This window comes from Tersicoccus phoenicis (assembly GCF_001968835.1).
Classification (GTDB): Bacteria; Actinomycetota; Actinomycetes; order Actinomycetales; family Micrococcaceae; genus Tersicoccus; species Tersicoccus phoenicis.
In genome coordinates this window covers 68,186-84,769 of record NZ_MRDE01000081.1, presented here as the reverse complement: position 1 = coordinate 84,769, position 16,584 = coordinate 68,186, and the positions used below count along the sequence as shown (strand labels likewise).

Annotated in this window: 11 protein-coding genes and 1 tRNA gene; 9 read left to right on the top strand and 3 right to left on the bottom strand. The window is 73.2% G+C overall.

Annotated elements, in window-relative coordinates; genetic code table 11:
- Window positions 1-22 precede the first annotated feature (22 nt).
- Window positions 23-3,916, top strand: a complete 3,894-nt coding sequence (locus BKD30_RS14620; protein ID WP_076705747.1) for a hypothetical protein — start codon at window positions 23-25, stop codon at window positions 3,914-3,916.
- Window positions 3,917-4,247: 331 nt separating this feature from the next.
- On the opposite strand, the gene BKD30_RS14615 is transcribed toward BKD30_RS14620, so the two are convergent.
- The 3 genes from BKD30_RS14615 to BKD30_RS14605 form a co-directional block, all read right to left on the bottom strand.
- The gene (locus BKD30_RS14615; RefSeq protein ID WP_159440589.1) at window positions 4,248-4,859 is read right to left on the bottom strand and encodes an RcpC/CpaB family pilus assembly protein; all 612 of its coding nucleotides are present in this window, start codon (window positions 4,857-4,859) and stop codon (window positions 4,248-4,250) included.
- 249 nt (window positions 4,860-5,108) lie between these two features.
- Window positions 5,109-5,459, bottom strand: coding sequence for an FmdB family zinc ribbon protein (locus BKD30_RS14610; protein ID WP_076705745.1), 351 nt, complete (start codon window positions 5,457-5,459; stop codon window positions 5,109-5,111).
- 86 nt (window positions 5,460-5,545) lie between these two features.
- Entirely contained in the window at window positions 5,546-6,199 is a 654-nt protein-coding gene (locus tag BKD30_RS14605) for a 5-formyltetrahydrofolate cyclo-ligase (RefSeq protein WP_159440588.1), read from the bottom strand.
- A 49-nt stretch (window positions 6,200-6,248) separates the two neighbouring features.
- Here BKD30_RS14605 and galU point away from each other — a divergent pair, with 49 nt between their 5' ends.
- From galU to BKD30_RS14565, 8 genes are all read left to right on the top strand, one after another.
- Window positions 6,249-7,184, top strand: a complete 936-nt coding sequence (gene galU / locus BKD30_RS14600) for a UTP--glucose-1-phosphate uridylyltransferase GalU (RefSeq protein WP_076705741.1) — start codon at window positions 6,249-6,251, stop codon at window positions 7,182-7,184.
- A 6-nt stretch (window positions 7,185-7,190) separates the two neighbouring features.
- Complete coding sequence (locus BKD30_RS14595) at window positions 7,191-7,808, top strand: GNAT family N-acetyltransferase (protein ID WP_076705740.1); 618 nt, start codon at window positions 7,191-7,193, stop codon at window positions 7,806-7,808.
- Between the two features lie 73 nt (window positions 7,809-7,881).
- A complete protein-coding gene (locus BKD30_RS14590; protein ID WP_076705739.1) occupies window positions 7,882-8,805 on the top strand; it encodes a hypothetical protein in 924 nt (307 codons plus the stop codon).
- A gap of 87 nt (window positions 8,806-8,892) precedes the next feature.
- Window positions 8,893-8,965, top strand: a tRNA-Ala gene (locus BKD30_RS14585).
- Between the two features lie 325 nt (window positions 8,966-9,290).
- Window positions 9,291-9,488, top strand: a complete 198-nt coding sequence (locus BKD30_RS14580) for a cation transporter (RefSeq protein ID WP_177344585.1) — start codon at window positions 9,291-9,293, stop codon at window positions 9,486-9,488.
- A 101-nt stretch (window positions 9,489-9,589) separates the two neighbouring features.
- Window positions 9,590-11,239 (top strand): TIGR02677 family protein, encoded by a 1,650-nt coding sequence (locus BKD30_RS14575; RefSeq protein WP_076705833.1) that lies wholly within the window; start codon window positions 9,590-9,592, stop codon window positions 11,237-11,239.
- Complete coding sequence (locus BKD30_RS14570; RefSeq protein ID WP_218189317.1) at window positions 11,236-12,483, top strand: TIGR02678 family protein; 1,248 nt, start codon at window positions 11,236-11,238, stop codon at window positions 12,481-12,483. The genes BKD30_RS14575 and BKD30_RS14570 overlap by 4 nt, the downstream gene beginning before the upstream one ends.
- Complete coding sequence (locus BKD30_RS14565; RefSeq protein WP_076705738.1) at window positions 12,480-16,577, top strand: TIGR02680 family protein; 4,098 nt, start codon at window positions 12,480-12,482, stop codon at window positions 16,575-16,577. Before BKD30_RS14570 ends, BKD30_RS14565 begins: the two co-directional genes overlap by 4 nt.
- Window positions 16,578-16,584: the final 7 nt, after the last annotated feature.

Here is a 16,584-nt window from a genome sequence, read left to right as displayed (position 1 = left end):
CACGACCGATAGGCTCGACCCCATGCCCGACAGCTCCGCCCCGCCACCGCTGCTCGCCGACGGCCCCGAACCGGTCGACGGCGTCGTACCTCCGACGGTGGAGCAGACGCAGTCGTGGCTCGCCGGCCTGGACGGATACAGCGGCGTGGACACTCTCCTCAACCTGCCGTCCGGACCGCGCGCGGTCATCGACCTGACCCATGCGCACCCCTCGGGGATGGCGCAACTGCTCTCCGGTCGGCGCACCCGGTTGACCACCCTGCTGCGGGACCCGGATCACAGTGCGCGGGCCGCCGCGGCCGCCCGTGCCCTGCGGTCCCGCATCGACGAACTCGCCGCCGAGCACGGCATCGACGCCGCCTGGCTCGTGTTCGGCACCGCGACCTTCACGTCCTGGGGCGCGGGCACCCGTGGCCGTCTGCACGCCCCGGTCCTGATGGCTCGGATGGACCTGGCCGACCGCCCCGGTGCCGATGATCACGAGATCCAGTTGACCGGTCAGGCGCGAGTCAATCCGGCCCTGCTGCGTCACGTCCGTCGCGAGTACGACGTGCAGATCGAGGAGTCGGACCTGCTGGCCGCCGCCACCGCGTCCGGCCGATTCGACCCGCAGCCCGTGCTGGAGCAGTTGCGCCAGCGCGGCGCCGGCATCCCGGACCTGACCGTCGAGTACCGTCTGCTCGCCACCACCCTCGCGGATCTGTCCGAACGCCTGCACGGGCTCGATCCCCGGCACCCGGTGCTCGGCGCACTCGTCACCGGCCGGTCGATCACGGGTGAGGACACCAACCCCTACCCGCCGCTGGACGAGCGTGATCCGGCACAGGAGTTCCTCGTTCTCGACGCGGATTCTTCGCAGCAGGCGGTTCTCGACGCGATCGGAACCGGCCGGTCCCTGACGGTCACCACCCCACCGGGTAGCGGGCAGACGCAGACGGCCGTCAACGCCGTGGCGACGCTGGCCGCCCAGGGCAAGACCGTGCTGGTGACCGCGGAGCGGCGCGGGAGTCTGCGCCAGTTCACCGAGCGGATGGAGGAGGTGAACCTCGGTTCGGCGGTGCTGTCCCTCGAGGACGCTGCCGAGTCGGTGACGCTGCGCTCGGCCCTGGTCCGCGCGATCGTGCGCAACGAGAGGGCGGTTTCGCCGGACCTGGACCGGGTGCACGACACCCTCCGGCGGCACCGCGACCGGCTCGCGGAGCACGTCCGCTCCCTGCACCAGATCCGCGACCGCTGGCACTGCTCCCCCTACCAGGCCATGCAGGCGCTCGCCACGCTGATGGCCACGGATCCCGCCCCCGCGACCCACGTGCGACTCAAGCGCAGCGTGCTGGACGCCATGCTCGACCGTCGGGGTCTGGCCGATCGGCTGCGGCGTGCCGCCGAACTCGGCAGCTTCTCCCGCGCGGCGGCGGTCAGCCCGTGGTTCGGGGCGCGGTTGATGAACCGGCAGCAGACCGCGGACGCCCACCGGTTGGCGCAGCAGGCCGCCGAGCAGCTGCCGCCGCTGCGGCGCCGCCTGGACGAGCTCGCGGACGCTTCCGAGATCACTCTCGGGGAAAGTGTGGACGACTGGGGTCAGCGGCTCCGGCTGCTGCTCACGGTCCGTGACACGCTGGACCGGTTCAGCCCGGACATCTTCGACCGGTCCGTCAGGGACCTCATCGCCGCCACCGCCACCAACGCGTGGCGCCGGGAGCGCGGCCTGGAGATGAACTCCGTGCAGCGCTCGAGGCTGCGGCGCGTCGCCAAGGAGTACATCCGGCCGGGCGTGCACATCTCCGATCTGCACACCTCGCTCGTGGCGGTCGAGCGTGAGCGTCGGCAGTGGGCCGCGATCGCCCGCACCCAACGACATCCGCGCATCCCCGGGGGGTTGATCGAGATCGCCCGGCAGTTCGACGCGTTGGTGACCCTGCTCGATCAGCTGGACGAGGTGCTGCCGGTCACCTCGGAGACCGGGCTTCGCACCCGGGACGGTGACGAGCTGCAGGGGATGCTCGACGCGTTGGTCGCGGACGAGGAGACGCTCGCCACCTTGCCGGAACGGACCATGCTGCTCGAGTCGATGCGCGAACAAGGCATCGACGAGTTGCTCGAGGACCTGGCACGCCGCGAGGTCGGCCCGGACGCCGTCGCCGCGGAGCTGGAGCTGACCTGGTGGCAGTCCGCGCTCGAGGCCATGATCAGTGGCGACGACTTCCTCGCGATGGCCAGCGGGCCGACCCTGCGCACCGTCGAGGCGGAGTACCGGCTCGCCGACGAGGCGCACGTCGCCGCCGGGCCGGCACGGTTGCACGCCGCGCTGGCGCGTGCCTGGGACAGCGGGCTGCAGGCCGCACCCGGCCAGGCCGAGGCGCTGAAGGACGCGCTGAAGTCGGGGGCCGTCACCGCGGCGAGTTACTTCCTGCGCACCCCGGACCTGGTGGGCCCGTTGACCCCGGTGATCACGGCCGGCCCCTTCGACCTGCCCAGTGAGCTACCCGTGGGGGTCCGATTCGACGCGGTCGTCATCCTCGACGCCGAGTCGACGTCCCTACCGGCGGCACTGCCGGCGATCGCCCGGTCCCGGCAGGTGATCGCGTTCGGTGACCGTCACCTTGACGCGGTCGAGGCGTTCACGGTGGACGCGGGCGTCTCCGTCTCCGACGCGGACCCCCACATTCCCAGCGCGCTGGCGGCACTGACCGAGGTCCTGCCCGAGCGGTCGCTCACGATGGTCTACCGGCAGGTCGACGACGGGTTGACCGCCCACCTGAACGACCAGTTCTACGACGGTCGGCTGGAGTGGCTCTCACCTCCGCCCGGACGGGCCGGAGGCCTGGTCGTCGAATACCTGCCGGAGGGCACCGGGCTGCCGACCGGTGACGGCGACGTCGAGTCCACCGACGCCGAGGTGCGACGCGTCGTCGACCTGGTCCTGCGGCACGCCGCGACCCGTCCCGCCCAGTCGCTCGCGGTCATCGCCGGCAACCGTCGGCACGCCGGACGGGTCACCGACGCCGTCCGGGCGGCCGTCGCCGAGCACCCCGCCCACGCCGACTTTTTCTCCGCCGGTCCCGACGCGTTCCGCGTGGTCGGCCTGGACCGGGCGGCGGGCGTGGTGCGTGACCGGATCATCCTCTCCCTCGGCTACGGCCGGACCCCGCACGGCCGGGTGCTGCACAACCTCGGCGACCTGTCCGGCGAGGACGGACGTCGCCTGTTCGCGGTGGCCACCACACGAGCGCGTCACCACCTGCACGTGCTGACGTGTTTCCACCCCGACGAACTGGACACGATGAAGTTGCGCGCAGGAGCGCTCGACTACCAGGAGCTGCTCGAACGGGGCCTGCGCCCCCAGGACGAGCCGGACGAGAGCGCTCTGATCGGTGACGCCGCCGCCGACGGCCGGGTCACCGCGCTCGCCACGGGCCAGGTGCCCGCGGGATCGGACGCGGCTTCGTCACCGCTGGTGGCCGATCTCGCTCGCCGGATCCGGGCCCGGGGGCTCGCCGTGCACGACCAGGCCGCCGGCGTCGACCTGACCGCGTTGCCGTCCACGCGCGGCGTCGAACCGACCGCGATGATCAGCGACGGCTCCGACCGGTACGGCGCCTACACCGTGCGCGAACGCAGCCGCCTGCGGCCCGCCCTGCTGGAGCGTTCCGGGTGGACGTACCTCACGCTGTGGACCATCGAGGTCTTCAGCGATCCCGAGGGCCTCGCCGACCGTGTCGCCGGGTTGCTCAGCACCGATGCGCCCTCCTTCCTGACGGATGCGCCGGTGCGCGACCGGCAGCCGCTGGGTGAGGACGACGCGGCAGCACCGGACCCGGGCCCCCGGCCGGACGAGCCGGATGGGGGCGACGAGGCCGGGAGCGCGCCGGGAGCCGTTCTCAGCGGCCGGTACGACGATGGCACACCGCAGGGCTGACGCCCGGGCCACCCGAGCGGAGGAAGGTGCGCGGGGTGCTGCCTCGGCACCCCCCACGGGTGCAAATACCCGGGAAGTCGTCGGCGGTCCCCCCATCGGTCCCCCCATCGGTCCCGTCGTCGAAATGCCGGGGCGCGGCTCGCCCCCGACCGACCCCGATGGCCGGCCGGAGGCCGCGCTGAGGTTGGACCGCGTGCTGGCTGCCGAGGACGATCCGCGCCGCTGGGGGGGCCGCGGGGAGGAGACCGCGCCGGAGCATGACCGGTGGTTGCTGGAGCAGCGTCCGCCGCATTGGGAGTAGGTGCCGCCGTCGGACCGTTCCGGAACGGGTTCACGGGCCCGGTGGCACGAGGACGAGGGCGACCGTGCCGGTGCCGCCCGTGGTACCGGCCAGCTCCGCAGCCGTCGTTCGGGGAACCGCGACCACCGCGAGCGGGGCGTCGTCGTTCGCCGTCGGCCACGCCCCCGACCCCGGTGCCGCGCCGGCCCGGGACGTCGACGTCCACAGGACGGTGACCGACCGGGCGACGGTTCGCGCCGGGCCCGGCGTGCCGGCCGGGTCCTCGGAGCCCGGGACGATCACGTCGACGAAGTCACCGGACCGGACGACGCGCAGCACGGCCGGGTCGGCCACCCGCAGCGGTACGGCGGACCGACCGGCCGGGGCACCGGTGAGCAGGCCGGGGCCGAGCAGGGCGGCGTCCGTCACGGGGGAACCGCGGCGCAGGGGCGCTCCCAGTCGCCCACCGGTCGCGACGTCGGCGGTCACCGTTCCGTCCGGCACGGTCCCGGGTGGCCAGTCGGCTCGCGTCAGGTCACCGCTGGTGAGAACGGCACCGGCGGGCAGGTCCCGGGTCACGACGATGACTGGCACGGTCAGGGCGGAGGCCGGAGTCAGGCCGTCGACGAGTACACCCGCCGCCGCGCTCAGCAGTAAGGTCACGACCAGGCGCCGACGGCGTCGTAGCAGTCGGGTCAGGCGACGTGGCAGGGACCGGTCGGGTTCCACTCGGCGAGGAAGCGGGCGGCCGGTGCGCGACCGGGCGCCCTCGGCGGGCCGGCCGCGTTCACGGGTGGGCGACATGTCTTCACGCTAGGCGCCGCATTCCTGGTCCGGGCGGGTCAGTGACCGCCGGTGGACAACTTGGGTCGGCTTCCCCCCGGTGGAGGGAGAACGCTCAACCGAAAAGGATCAGTGGCTCGGCGGGGAAGCGGCCGGGGCGGCGGACGCCTGGGCGCCCGTTCCGCCGCCGGCGGCTGGACCGGACGGGCTCGACGACGCGGTGGACGCCACGCTCGACGACGCGCTGGACGGCGCGGTCGCGGGCTCCGAAGCGGAACCGGGAGGTGCCGTGCTGGTCGACCCGCTACGCGAATCCGTCCGGTAGAAGCCGGAACCCTTGAACACCACACCCACGGAGTTGAACTTCTTGCGCAGCGCGCCCGAGCACGCCGGGCAGACGGTGAGCGCGTCGTCCGAGAACGGCTGGTGGACGTCGAACTGGTGGCCGCAGTCTTTGCAGGCGTAGGCGTAGGTGGGCACGGGTATTCCTCCGGACACGATGTGGGACAGTCCAGTACAACACGGAAGATCGCCGTCCTGTTCCGCGCCCACCGGAGCGATGACGGTCAGCGGTCCCGCAGGTCGAGCACCCGGTCCGGCGTGAAGACGAGGTCGACGGGCTGATCGTGGGGCAGGACGTCGAACGAGCCGGCGGGCAGCACCTCGTCGTCGTACACGACCGCCGCCAGCACGCCGTGCCGCGAGTGCGCGCGCCAGCGGGCCAGGAACCGGTCGTAGTATCCCCCGCCCTGACCGAGCCGCTGCCCACTCTCGTCCACCGCCAGGGCGGGGATCAGCAACAGGCCGACGTCGAGCTGATGGCCGGGCCCATCCGCGACCGCGGCCAGATCCACGGTGGGGCCCGGCGGATGGTCGATCGGCACCACGGCGGACCGCACCAGTGGCGTCGTGGGGGTCCACCGAGCCCAGCGCAACCGGAAGTCCGGCTCGCACACCGGCAGCAGAACGGTCGCGCCCCGCTCATACAGAGCGGCGTTGACGGCGTCGACGGGTGGTTCCGTCGGCATCGACCGGAACGATGCCACGGCCGCTTCCCCGCGATCCATCCGCCCGCGGCTCTCGCTCGCGTGCTCCCACCAGGTGCCGATCGTCCGTCGCAGCGCGGAGCCCGCCCGCTCCCGCGTCGGGACGTCCACGGATGCCCGGGCGAGCCGCAGCCGGGCCCGGGTCGAGGCCTTCGAATCCGCATCCCGTGTCACGCAGAAGCCTCCCAGCAGCCACCCACGGAGTTGACGGTAGCCTAGGCGAATGACCGATCAGAAACGCGTGCGCAAGGCCGTGATCCCCGCGGCGGGGCTCGGCACCCGCTTCCTCCCGGCGACGAAGGCGATGCCCAAGGAGATGCTCCCCGTGGTCGACAAGCCGGCCATCCAGTACGTCGTCAAGGAGGCGGTCGACGCCGGGCTGGACAACATCCTGATGATCACGGGCCGGAGCAAGCGTGCGTTGGAGGACCACTTCGATCGGGTCCCCGACATCGAGGCCACCCTGGAGGCGAAGGGGGACACCGGGAAGCTGGCGGCCGTGCGTGAGTCCTCCAACCTCGGCGACCTGCACTACCTGCGCCAGGGCGATCCCAAGGGACTGGGCCACGCCGTGCTGCGCGCGGCGGGCCATGTCGGGGACGAACCGTTCGCGGTGCTGCTCGGTGACGACATCATCGACGAGCGGGACGAGCTGCTGACCACCATGATCGACGTGCAGGAGAAGACCGGCGGCTCGGTCGTCGCGCTGATGGAGGTCGATCCCGAGATGATCAGCTCCTACGGCGTCGCTGCGATCAACGACGTCCCCGGTGAGGCGTACGTACGGATCGACCACATGGTGGAGAAGCCGGACCGGGACGAGGCGCCGTCGAACCTGGCCGTGATCGGCCGTTACGTGCTGCATCCGGCGGTCTTCGAGGTGCTCGAGGACACGCCACCCGGTCGCGGCAACGAGATCCAGCTGACCGATGCGCTGCAGACGCTCGCCCGTCGGGACGGCGAGGGTGGCGGCGTGTACGGCGTCGTGTTCCGCGGCCGGCGCTACGACACCGGTGACAAGCTCAGCTATATCCAGGCCGTGATCACCCTGGCCTCGGACCGGGAGGACCTCGGGCCGGCGTTACGCGCCTGGATCAAGGACTATGCGAGCACCCTGGCGGACGAACCGCGGGAGACGGTCGCCGCTCCCGCCGAGTAGCCGGCGGTGTTCCCGCCAGGGCAATGGCCGGTCACCATCGGCTGGGGCGCGCTCGCGCTGCGCCCGATCCGCTACCGGGACCGCGCCGAGTGGGACGCGGTCCGCGCCCGCAACGCGGAGTGGCTCGGCCCATGGGAGGCGAGCAGTCCCGCGCCGAACGGGACGCTGCCCACCTTCCGGCACATGGTCGCCGCGCTGAAGGCCCAGGCGCGGGCCGGCGGTGGCTTGCCGTTCGTCATCACCGAGGTGCGTGACGACGTTCCGCGGCTGGTCGGGCAGCTCACCGTCTCCTCCATCACCTACGGCTCGTTGATGGGCGCGACGCTCGGCTACTGGGTGGACCGGGCGAGCGCCGGCCGCGGGATCGCGCCGACCGCCGTCGCGCTGGCCACCGACCACTGCTTCACTGGGCTCGGGCTGCACCGGATGGAGATCAACATCCGGCCGGAGAACGCCCGCAGCCTGCGCGTGGTGCAGAAGCTCGGGTTCCGCGACGAGGGGATCCGCCGCGCCTACCTGCACATCGACGGCCGGTGGGCGGACCACCGCAGCTTCGCGCTCACGGCCGACGAGGTGCCGGGCGGGCTGTTGCACCGGTGGCTGACGGAGGGCGCCGTCGGCTGACGGACCACTCGTCGCGTCCCGACACACCCCCGAGATCCCCGGAATCCCGGACGCCTGGCCCTACCGTGGGACCGTGGACGTCTTCTCCCTGAACAGCTCGATCATCCTGGTCGTGACGATCGGGCTGTGGCTGATCTGGATCGTCCCGTACGCCCTCCGCAAGCGCCACCGCCCGATCGTCGCGCAGGTCGCCCTGCGGCCCGTCGCGACGGCCGACACCACGATCGGCGAGCCCGCGACCTCCGGCTCCGTCGGGACGACGATCACCGAGAACCAGGGGATGACGATGCTCCAACTTCGTGACGGCTCCTTCGGCTCCTTCGCTGCCTCACGGGGCGCGTCCGCGGTGGTACCCGTGAGCCCGGCCCGACTGCGGGTCCGCTGGGACCGGATGGCGCTCGCCGGGGTCGGTCTGATCGCCCTGGTCGCCGCCCTGGTCACGGGAGTCATCTCCCTCGTCACCACCTTGCCGGTCCTGGTGCCGCTCGTGCTCCTGCTCATCTTCGTCGGCGCCGTCGCCGGTCTGCGCGGGCTCGCGATCCGGGACCGGCGTCGCAAGGTCGAGGCCGCGATCGACGCCGCGGTCGACGCGCACCACGTCACGCCGGCCCGAGTCGACGAGGACCGTCCGACCCCGCTCTTCGACGCCGACGCCGCCGAGCACCAGCCGGCCACGATGAACGCGCAGGAGCTCCGTGAGGCCGCCCGCTCCCTGGCCACGTCGATCGGGGACGCACCGCGCCCCGAGCGGACCGCCGAGACCGATTGGCAGCCCGTCGCCGTGCCGCGGCCGACCTACGTCGACGCCGAACGCGCCGAGCGTCCCGCGCCCGAGCCGCTGCGGCTGCCGGAGACGCCCCGCCCGTCCACCCGCACGTCGATCCGCGCCGCCGAGGCCGGCCGCCGCGACGTCGCCGGTCAGGAGACGGGCCGGAGCACCGCCACCGGCCAGTTGAACGACCTCGACGAGGTGCTCCGCCGGCGCCGGGGCGCGTGAGCGGGTTCCTCGCTGGTCTTTCTACTCGGTCGGGTTCTGTCGGGTTTTGTGATCGCGACCTCCGGGCGATAGATTGGATCGTCGCAAGGGGCTATGGCGCAGTTGGTAGCGCGTCTCGTTCGCAATGAGAAGGTCTGGGGTTCGAATCCCCATAGCTCCACCGCACGCACCGGGCTCGAACCTTTGCCAACGGAGACGTTGGTCGAGGTTCGGGCCTCGTTGCGCAGCCCGCCGGTTGATCGTGGTCGCATCGCGTGTGGACCACGGACAGCCCGCATCGGCCCGGCGGTGAACAGGTCACCGTCGCCGGTCGGGGTTCGCTCGGATGCTGATCGGAGCGCCGGTGACCGAATCCCTGTGGGCCCCTGGAGGCCGTGGCTCATGTTAGCCTCCACATGTGAACAATCGCCCCAGGGGGAACGGCCGCGCCGATTTCGAGCATCGGCACGACTCCGGACGGGTGAACCTGGTTCGAGTCGGTCCAAGTGCACGACCTGCACATCTGGACCCTGACCAGCGGCATGGAGGCCGCCACCGTGCACATCGTCGTCGACGACGTCGAGGTCGACTGGCACAGTATCCTCGACCAGGCACGGGACATCCTGAGGAAGAAGTACGGCGTGACCCACCCGACGATCCAACTGGAACCGGACGAGCACATCGAGGAGCCGGTAGGCTTCTGATTCGCCCTGCGGGACCGGGTGAGCGGGCGCCCGACCGGTGAGCAGCGTCCGGCCGCGCGGGTGCACAGAACTGGTCGTCCGAAGGTGGCAGCATGGGTCTCATGACGGACCGACCGCCGGACACGGCCCGCCCCGAGGCTGAGGAGGCCTCCGGCGACTACGGACCCTTCGCCTACCTCAATGCCCCCAACGCGCCCCTGTACCGGCGCGTGATGCGGGCGCTGATGGGGGAGAAGGAACGGTTCACGGTGCACGTGCGCCCCGGGCAGGTGTTCGCGGCGGTGGCGTCCGACGGCGGGGAGCCGGTGGACGAAGGCGTCCTCGCCGACGCGCTGGACCGGCTGGCCCAGCCGGGATGGGGCAACCTGCTCGCGTTCCCCGACTCGAGCCGGGTCACCGCCCTGGAGGACTTCTACCGGCGCCGGATGCTCTATCAGATGTCTCGGCAGGGGGAGGCCGCCGAGCGGGCTCTCGCCCAGTACGACGCCGCGCTCGGCAGCCGGGGCGCGCTCCAGTCCGTCGCCCTGGAGGACATCGTGGTGCTGCTCACCCGGCTGCGTGACACCGCCGCCGCTTCCGCGCAGGGCGAACCCGTGGACGCGGCCCTGGTCCACCAGACCCTGCGGAGTCTGCGGGAGCGCTTCGCCGAGCTGGCCGAGAACGCCGTGGCGTTCATGGGGTCGATGCAGCGCACCATCGACCTGCACGACGCCGACGTGCAGGCCTTCCTGGCGTACAAGGAGCAATTGATCGACTACCTGGAGCGGTTCATCCACGACCTGCTCACTCGTGGGGCCGCGATCGCCGACCTGCTTCGTGCCATCCCCGACGACGGCGTACGTCTGCTGGTGCACGCCGCCGCGCAGCGCGAGGCGATCGATGCGGCCCCCGGCGACGCGGACGCCGCCGTCGACACCGCGACGCAGGTGTGGCTCCGGCAGTGGTCCGGCCTGACCGACTGGTTCGTCAGCACGCCCGCCCGGGAGAGCGAGGCGAAGCTGTTGCGCGCCCGCGCCCGGGCGGCGATCCCCGCCCTGCTGGCCGTGGTGCGGGCGCTGCACGAGAAGACCGGGGGCCGCACCGACCGCACCCAGGACTTCCTCACCCTGGCCCGGTGGTTCGCCGCGCTGCCCACCGACGGCGACCGCCACCGGCTGTGGCGTTCGGCCTTCGGGCTGTCCCCGGTCCGGCACCTGAGTGTCACGACCGCCACCGAGGACGCGTGGGCCGCGGCCGACCTGGCGACCACGACGCCCTGGGCCGAGGCGCCGCCGCTGCAGATCAGCCCGCAGCTGCGCCGGAGCGGCTCCTACGAGCGTCGGGGCAAGGCGGTGCGGGTGGCGGACCGGACCGAGGCGAAGGCCCTGCTGGCCGACCGGGCCCGCCGGGAAGCCGAGCAGACCGCGGCGGCACGCCGCCGGATCCTCACCGACGGTCCGCGCCCGCTCTCCGCGTTCGGGGAGCTGGACCCGGAGGCGTTCGCCCTGTTCCTCGGCCTGCTCGGCGACGCGCTCACCGCGCTGGGACCCGAGGGGACGACGGCGCAGGTGCAGACCTCGGACGGGGAACTGCTGGTCACACTCAGCCGCATCCTCGACGCGGGGACCGCGGTCATCGCCACGCCGGACGGCGAACTGTCCGGCCCCGACCACCTGGTCGACATCGCGTCGACCGTCGACCCCATCGCCGTCCCGAGGCCTGGTCCGGAGTCCGGCCCGCGGCCGGAGCAGCCCGTGGACGTGTTCGCGTGAGTAGCGTCGAACTCGCCTCGAGCATCTCGGGCGCGCTCGAGACACGAGAAGCGGAGGGCCGCATCCGGGTGCTGCGAGCGCTGCTCGCCCGTCCCGTCCTGCGTGCCCGGACCGACGGTGAGTTGTTCCGCCTGGCGCGTCGCCACAGCGAGGCGCTGCGCGAGTGGTTCGACCGGGAGGCGGGGTGGCGGCTGATCGTCGAGTCGGACAGCGTCCGGCTGGTGCCGGCCTACGCCCCGCACGGTCCGACGGCCACCGCCGTCGCCGAACGGCACCCGGCCCGCGGCCGCCGTGGTGACCCGCCGTTCACCCGGCGCCGCTACGTCCTGCTGTGCTTGGCCCTGGCCGTCCTGGAGCGCTCCGACCCGCAGATCTCGCTCGGCCGGCTCGCCGACGACGTCGTGCTCGCCGCCCGCCAACCGGGCCTGGAGGGGATCGACTTCGCCCTGAGCGGGCGCGACGAGCGGGCCGACCTGGTCGCCGCGATCCGGTTGCTGCTGGGCCACGGGGTGCTCGTCCGGGTCGCCGGGGACGAGGAGTCCTACCTGGCGGCGGACGGCGACGCCCTGTACGACATCGACCGGCGGGTGCTGGCCACCATGCTCTCCAGCGCCCACGGGCCCGGCCTGGTCGGCGCCGCGCTGGGCCCCGCCCCGGCGATCGACCGGATCGAGGCGGCCCTGCACGAGCCGCCGCCGGTCTACACCGAGGACGAGGCGAACCGGCGGCTGCGGCACGCGGTGTCCCGTCGGCTGCTGTGCGACCCGGTCGTCTACTACGACGAGTTGCCCGAGGCCGAACGCCGGTACCTCGTCGGTCAGCGGGTGCCGCTGACCCGCCGACTGGCCGACGCCACCGGGCTGGTGCCGGAACTGCGGGCGGAGGGGATCGCGCTGGTCGACCCGGAGGACCAGCTCACCGACGTCCGGATGCCCGAACAGGGCACCGACGGGCACGCCACGCTGCTGCTGGCCGAGCAACTGGCCACGTCCGGCCCCACCGACGTGACGGCCCTGCGGAAGCGGGTGCGCCGGCTCGCGGCCGAGCACGCGGCCTACTGGCGCCGGACCGCCCGCGAACCCGGCGCGGAGAACCTGCTCGTCGCCGAGGCGCTCGACCGACTGGTCGGACTCGGCCTGGTGCGGATCACCGGTACCGGTCCGGACGCCGTCGCCCACCCGCTGCCCGCCCTCGGACGCTTCGCCGTCACCGCCCCGACCATCACGGAGAGCAGAGCACGATGACCGCCCAGCAGCTCACCACGGACGCGCTGCCCCGGCCCACCACGGAACGCTGGCAGCCGCTGCGGCTCGGCCTGGTGGACCTGTTCTACTACGACGACGAGCAGTTCTGGTTCCACGACGGCCGGCTGCTGCTGCGCGGCAACAACGGCACGGGCAAGTCCAAGGTTCTCGCCCTGACACTGCCCTTCCTGCTCGACGGCTCGATCGCGGCCCGGCGGGTGGAGCCGGACGCCGACCCGAAGAAGCGGATGGAGTGGAACCTGCTGCTCGGCGGCGCCCACCCGACGTCGGAGCGCAGCGGTTACGCGTGGGTCGAGTTCGGACGCGTCGACGCCGACGGCACCGAGCGGTTCACCACGCTCGGCATCGGCTTGAAGGCCGCCGCCGGCCGCGGCATCGTCAAGACCTGGTACTTCACCAGCACCCGGCGGATCGGTGACCTGCGCCTGCTCGACGGCAGCCGGACCGTGCTGAGTCAGGAACGCCTCCGCGACGAACTGCGGGCCACGGGATCCGGGCAGGTCCACGGCACGCAGGAGGCCTACCGGCGGGCGGTCGACGAGGCAATGTTCCGGCTGGGGGAGGAACGGTACGGCGCCCTGATCGACCTGCTGATCCAGTTGCGCCAGCCGCAGCTGTCCAAGAAACCTGACGAGAAGGCGCTCTCGGCCGCGCTCACCGAGGCGCTCGCACCCCTGGACCAGGCCGTCGTCGCCGACGTCGCCGAGTCCTTCCGGTCCCTGGAGGAGGAGCGGGCCGGGATCACCGACGCGAAGGAGACCCTGCACGCGGCCGAGGGATTCCTCCGCCACTATCAGGTCTACGCGCGGATCGCGTCCCGTCGGCACACCACGGCGGTGCGGCTGACGCATTCGGCGTACGAGCACGCCGGCCGGGACCTACGCGACGCCGAGGAGCAGCTGGCAGCCGCCCGGGAGGAGGTCGAGCACCTCGCCGCCCGCCAGGAAGAAGCGGAAGAACGACAGAGTACGCTGCGGGGCCAGGAGCAGGCACTGCGGGCGAGCCCCGAGATGCGGGACGCGGACCGGCTGGACGCGGCAGCGCGGGAAGCCGACGAGCGGGAGAACCGGGCCGCCGCCGCCGGGGCGGAAGCGGACCGGGCCGCCACCACCGCCCGGAGGGAGAGCGACGCCGAGGCAACGGCCGCCCACCGGCACGAACGGGCGGCCGCCGAGGCCGACCACAAGGACGCGACCGCGGCCGGGCTGGCCGGACCGGCCGGGCTTGCGGCCGAGCACCGGGCGATCACCGCCGATGCGCAGGTGGCCGAGCGGGCGCTGAACCGCCGACGGGACCAGATCCGCCATGTCCGCGGTCTGCTGGACACGGCGCAGCAGGCCGAGTCCCGCGCCGGCCAGCACCGGCAGTTGCTCGACGCGGCGGAGACCGACGAAGCCGGCCGCCGGGAGGAGCAGCGGGCCGCGGACGAGAGCGTCGAGACCGCCGTGACGGTCTACCACGACCGGGTACGGGAACACCTGACGGGGCTGTCCGCCATCGCTCTGGACGCCGCGGTGGACGATCTGGCCGGCCTGACCGAGGGCTGGGCGCGGAGCCTGGCCGGAGATGCCCCGGCCCTCGCCGCACTGGAGACCGGAGCCAGGACAGCCCTGGAGACGATCGGACTCGCCCGGGCCGAGGCGCGCCACGACGAGGACCGGCTGGCCGGGGACCTGGCGCAGCTCCGCGCCCGGATCGAGGACCTGCGGACCGGGCGCGACCCGGAGCCACCGCCGGCACCGGGCCGGGACCCGCACACCCGGCACGACCGGGCGGGTGCGCCGCTGTGGCGGCTGACCGATTTCGCGGCCTCGGTGCCCGGCCCCAACCGGGCCGGCGTGGAGGCGGCACTGACCTCCGCCGGACTGCTGGACGCCTGGATCTTCCCCGACGGAACCCTGCGGGCCGATAACGACGTCGTGCTCGGCCCGACGGGACCGGAGACGGCGACCTCACTGGCGGCCGTGCTCGTGCCCGCCGTCGGGCCCGACGACACGGTCGGGGCCGACGCCGTGGCGGCCGCTCTCGGCCGGATCGGACTCGGGGAAGCCACCGGGGCAGCCCTCTGGGTGGATGTCGACGGGCGGTGGGGTGCCGGCCCCGCCCGCGGTTCCTGGTCGAAGGAGCGTGCCGAGTACGTCGGCGCCGGCGCCCGCGAGTCCCACCGACGTGAGCTGCTCGAACAGCTGCGGATCCGGGCGGGAGAGCTGGAGGCCGAGCGCGCGGCCGCCCGAGATCGCGTCGCGGACGCGGACCGGCGGGCCGCTCGCGTGCACGACGAGCGGACAGGTTACCCGCTGGGCGCCGAACGGGAACTCCGCTCGGCGCACGCGGGCGCCGCGAACGCGCAGCGGGAACTCGACCGTGCGCAGGGGAGGGTCACCGAGACCCGCGCCGGCTGGGAACGCGTCGCCGAGGTAGCCACCCAGGCGGCGGCGGAACTCGCCGACCAGGCCGCGCAGCTCGGTGTGGGCACCACGGCCGCCGCCATCGCCGACGTCGGGGAGGCCGTCACCACGTACGCACTGGCCGTGACCGAGGTGCGCAGCGCCGCCCGTGCCGCCGCCGACGCGGCAGCGGCCCACGAGCAGGCGACCGGACGCGCCGCCGAGGCCGCCGACCTGGCCGCGCGGCGGGAGACCGAACGCCGTGACCTGCGCACCCAGGCGGCGAGCCTGCGTGCGAAGTACGACGCCCTGCACGCCACTGTCGGGGCGTCGGTGGCCGAGCTGCAGAGCCGCCTCGCCGCCATCGTCACCGACCTGCAGGACGCGGCCGCGGACCTGCGGCGGATCAGCCGGGACCAGCTCACCGCCGTCGAACGGCGCGGCCGGTCCGAGGAGCGGGCACGCGACCTGGAGCGGCGTCGTGCCGAGACGGCCACTGCGCGGGAGGAGCGGACCGCGGGCCTGCGAGCGTTCGCGGCCACCGGTCTACTGCGGGTCGCAATGCCCGAGCTGTCGGTCCCGTCGCCGGACGCGCCCGTGGAGTGGACCGTGACCGCCGCCGTGGGCCTGTCCCGCGACGTCGAGCAGCAGCTGCAGGCGACCGACGACTCCGACGACGCCTGGGGCCGCGCCCAGCAGCGCGTGTCCAGCGCCTCCACGGAGCTGCAGGGGCAGATGAGCCGGCACGGGCACACCGCGTTCCTGGAACAACGCGACGACGTGCTGGTGGCCCGGGTGCGGTACCTGAACGAGGAGGTCGACGTCGACCGGCTGGCGGGCCGGCTGGCGACCGACGTCGCCGACCGGGAGCGGCTGCTCAGCGCCCGGGAGCGGGAGATCCTGGAGAACCACCTGGTCAACGAGGTGGCCGGCCATCTGCACGAACTGCTGCACACGGCCGAGGAGCAGATCACCCGGATGAACCGCGAGCTTGCCGAGCGCAGGACGTCCACCGGGATGCAGCTGCGGGTCCAGTGGCGTGAGCGCGCCGACGGGCCGGCCGGTCTGGCCGCGGCCAGGGGTCTGATGATCCGTTCGGACGCCACCTGGACGCCCGGGGACCGCGCCGCGATCGGCGACTTCCTGCACGCCCGGATCACCGAGATCCGGGAGGCCGACCCCACCGGCGGCTGGCAGGAGCACCTGGGGCAGGCCCTGGACTACCGGCAGTGGCACACGTTCGTCGTGGAGCGGAGGCAGAACGGCCAGTGGCGCTCGGCCTCCGGGCCGGCATCGGGCGGGGAGAAGGCCCTGGCGGTGTCCGTGCCGCTGTTCGCCGCGGCGTCGGCGCACTACAACTCGGCCGCCCCCCAGGCGCCGCGGCTGATCCTGCTCGACGAGGCCTTCGCCGGCATCGACGACGACTCCCGGGCCAAGTCCCTCGGCCTGCTCGCCACGTTCGACCTCGACGTCGTGATGACCAGCGAACGGGAGTGGGGGTGCTACCCGCAGGTGCCCGGGCTCGCGATCGCCCAGCTGTCCCGGGTGGAGGGCGTCGACGCCGTGGGAGTGTCCCGCTGGCGGTGGGACGGCCGACGACGACGTCGGGATCCCGAGGTGGAGGCGGCGGCCCGCGCCGGCAGCGATTCCCCGGTGGTCGACGACGAGGCGGCCCTGTTCGGATGACCGCGGA

Bases quoted from the DNA above. Each gene is read 5' to 3' on its own strand.
- BKD30_RS14575 (WP_076705833.1), top strand. From the start codon at position 9,590: ATGACGGACCGACCGCCGGACACGGCCCGCCCCGAGGCTGAGGAGGCC.
- galU (WP_076705741.1), top strand. From the start codon at position 6,249: ATGACCGATCAGAAACGCGTGCGCAAGGCCGTGATCCCCGCGGCGGGG.
- BKD30_RS14620 (WP_076705747.1), top strand. From the start codon at position 23: ATGCCCGACAGCTCCGCCCCGCCACCGCTGCTCGCCGACGGCCCCGAA.
- BKD30_RS14565 (WP_076705738.1), top strand. From the start codon at position 12,480: ATGACCGCCCAGCAGCTCACCACGGACGCGCTGCCCCGGCCCACCACG.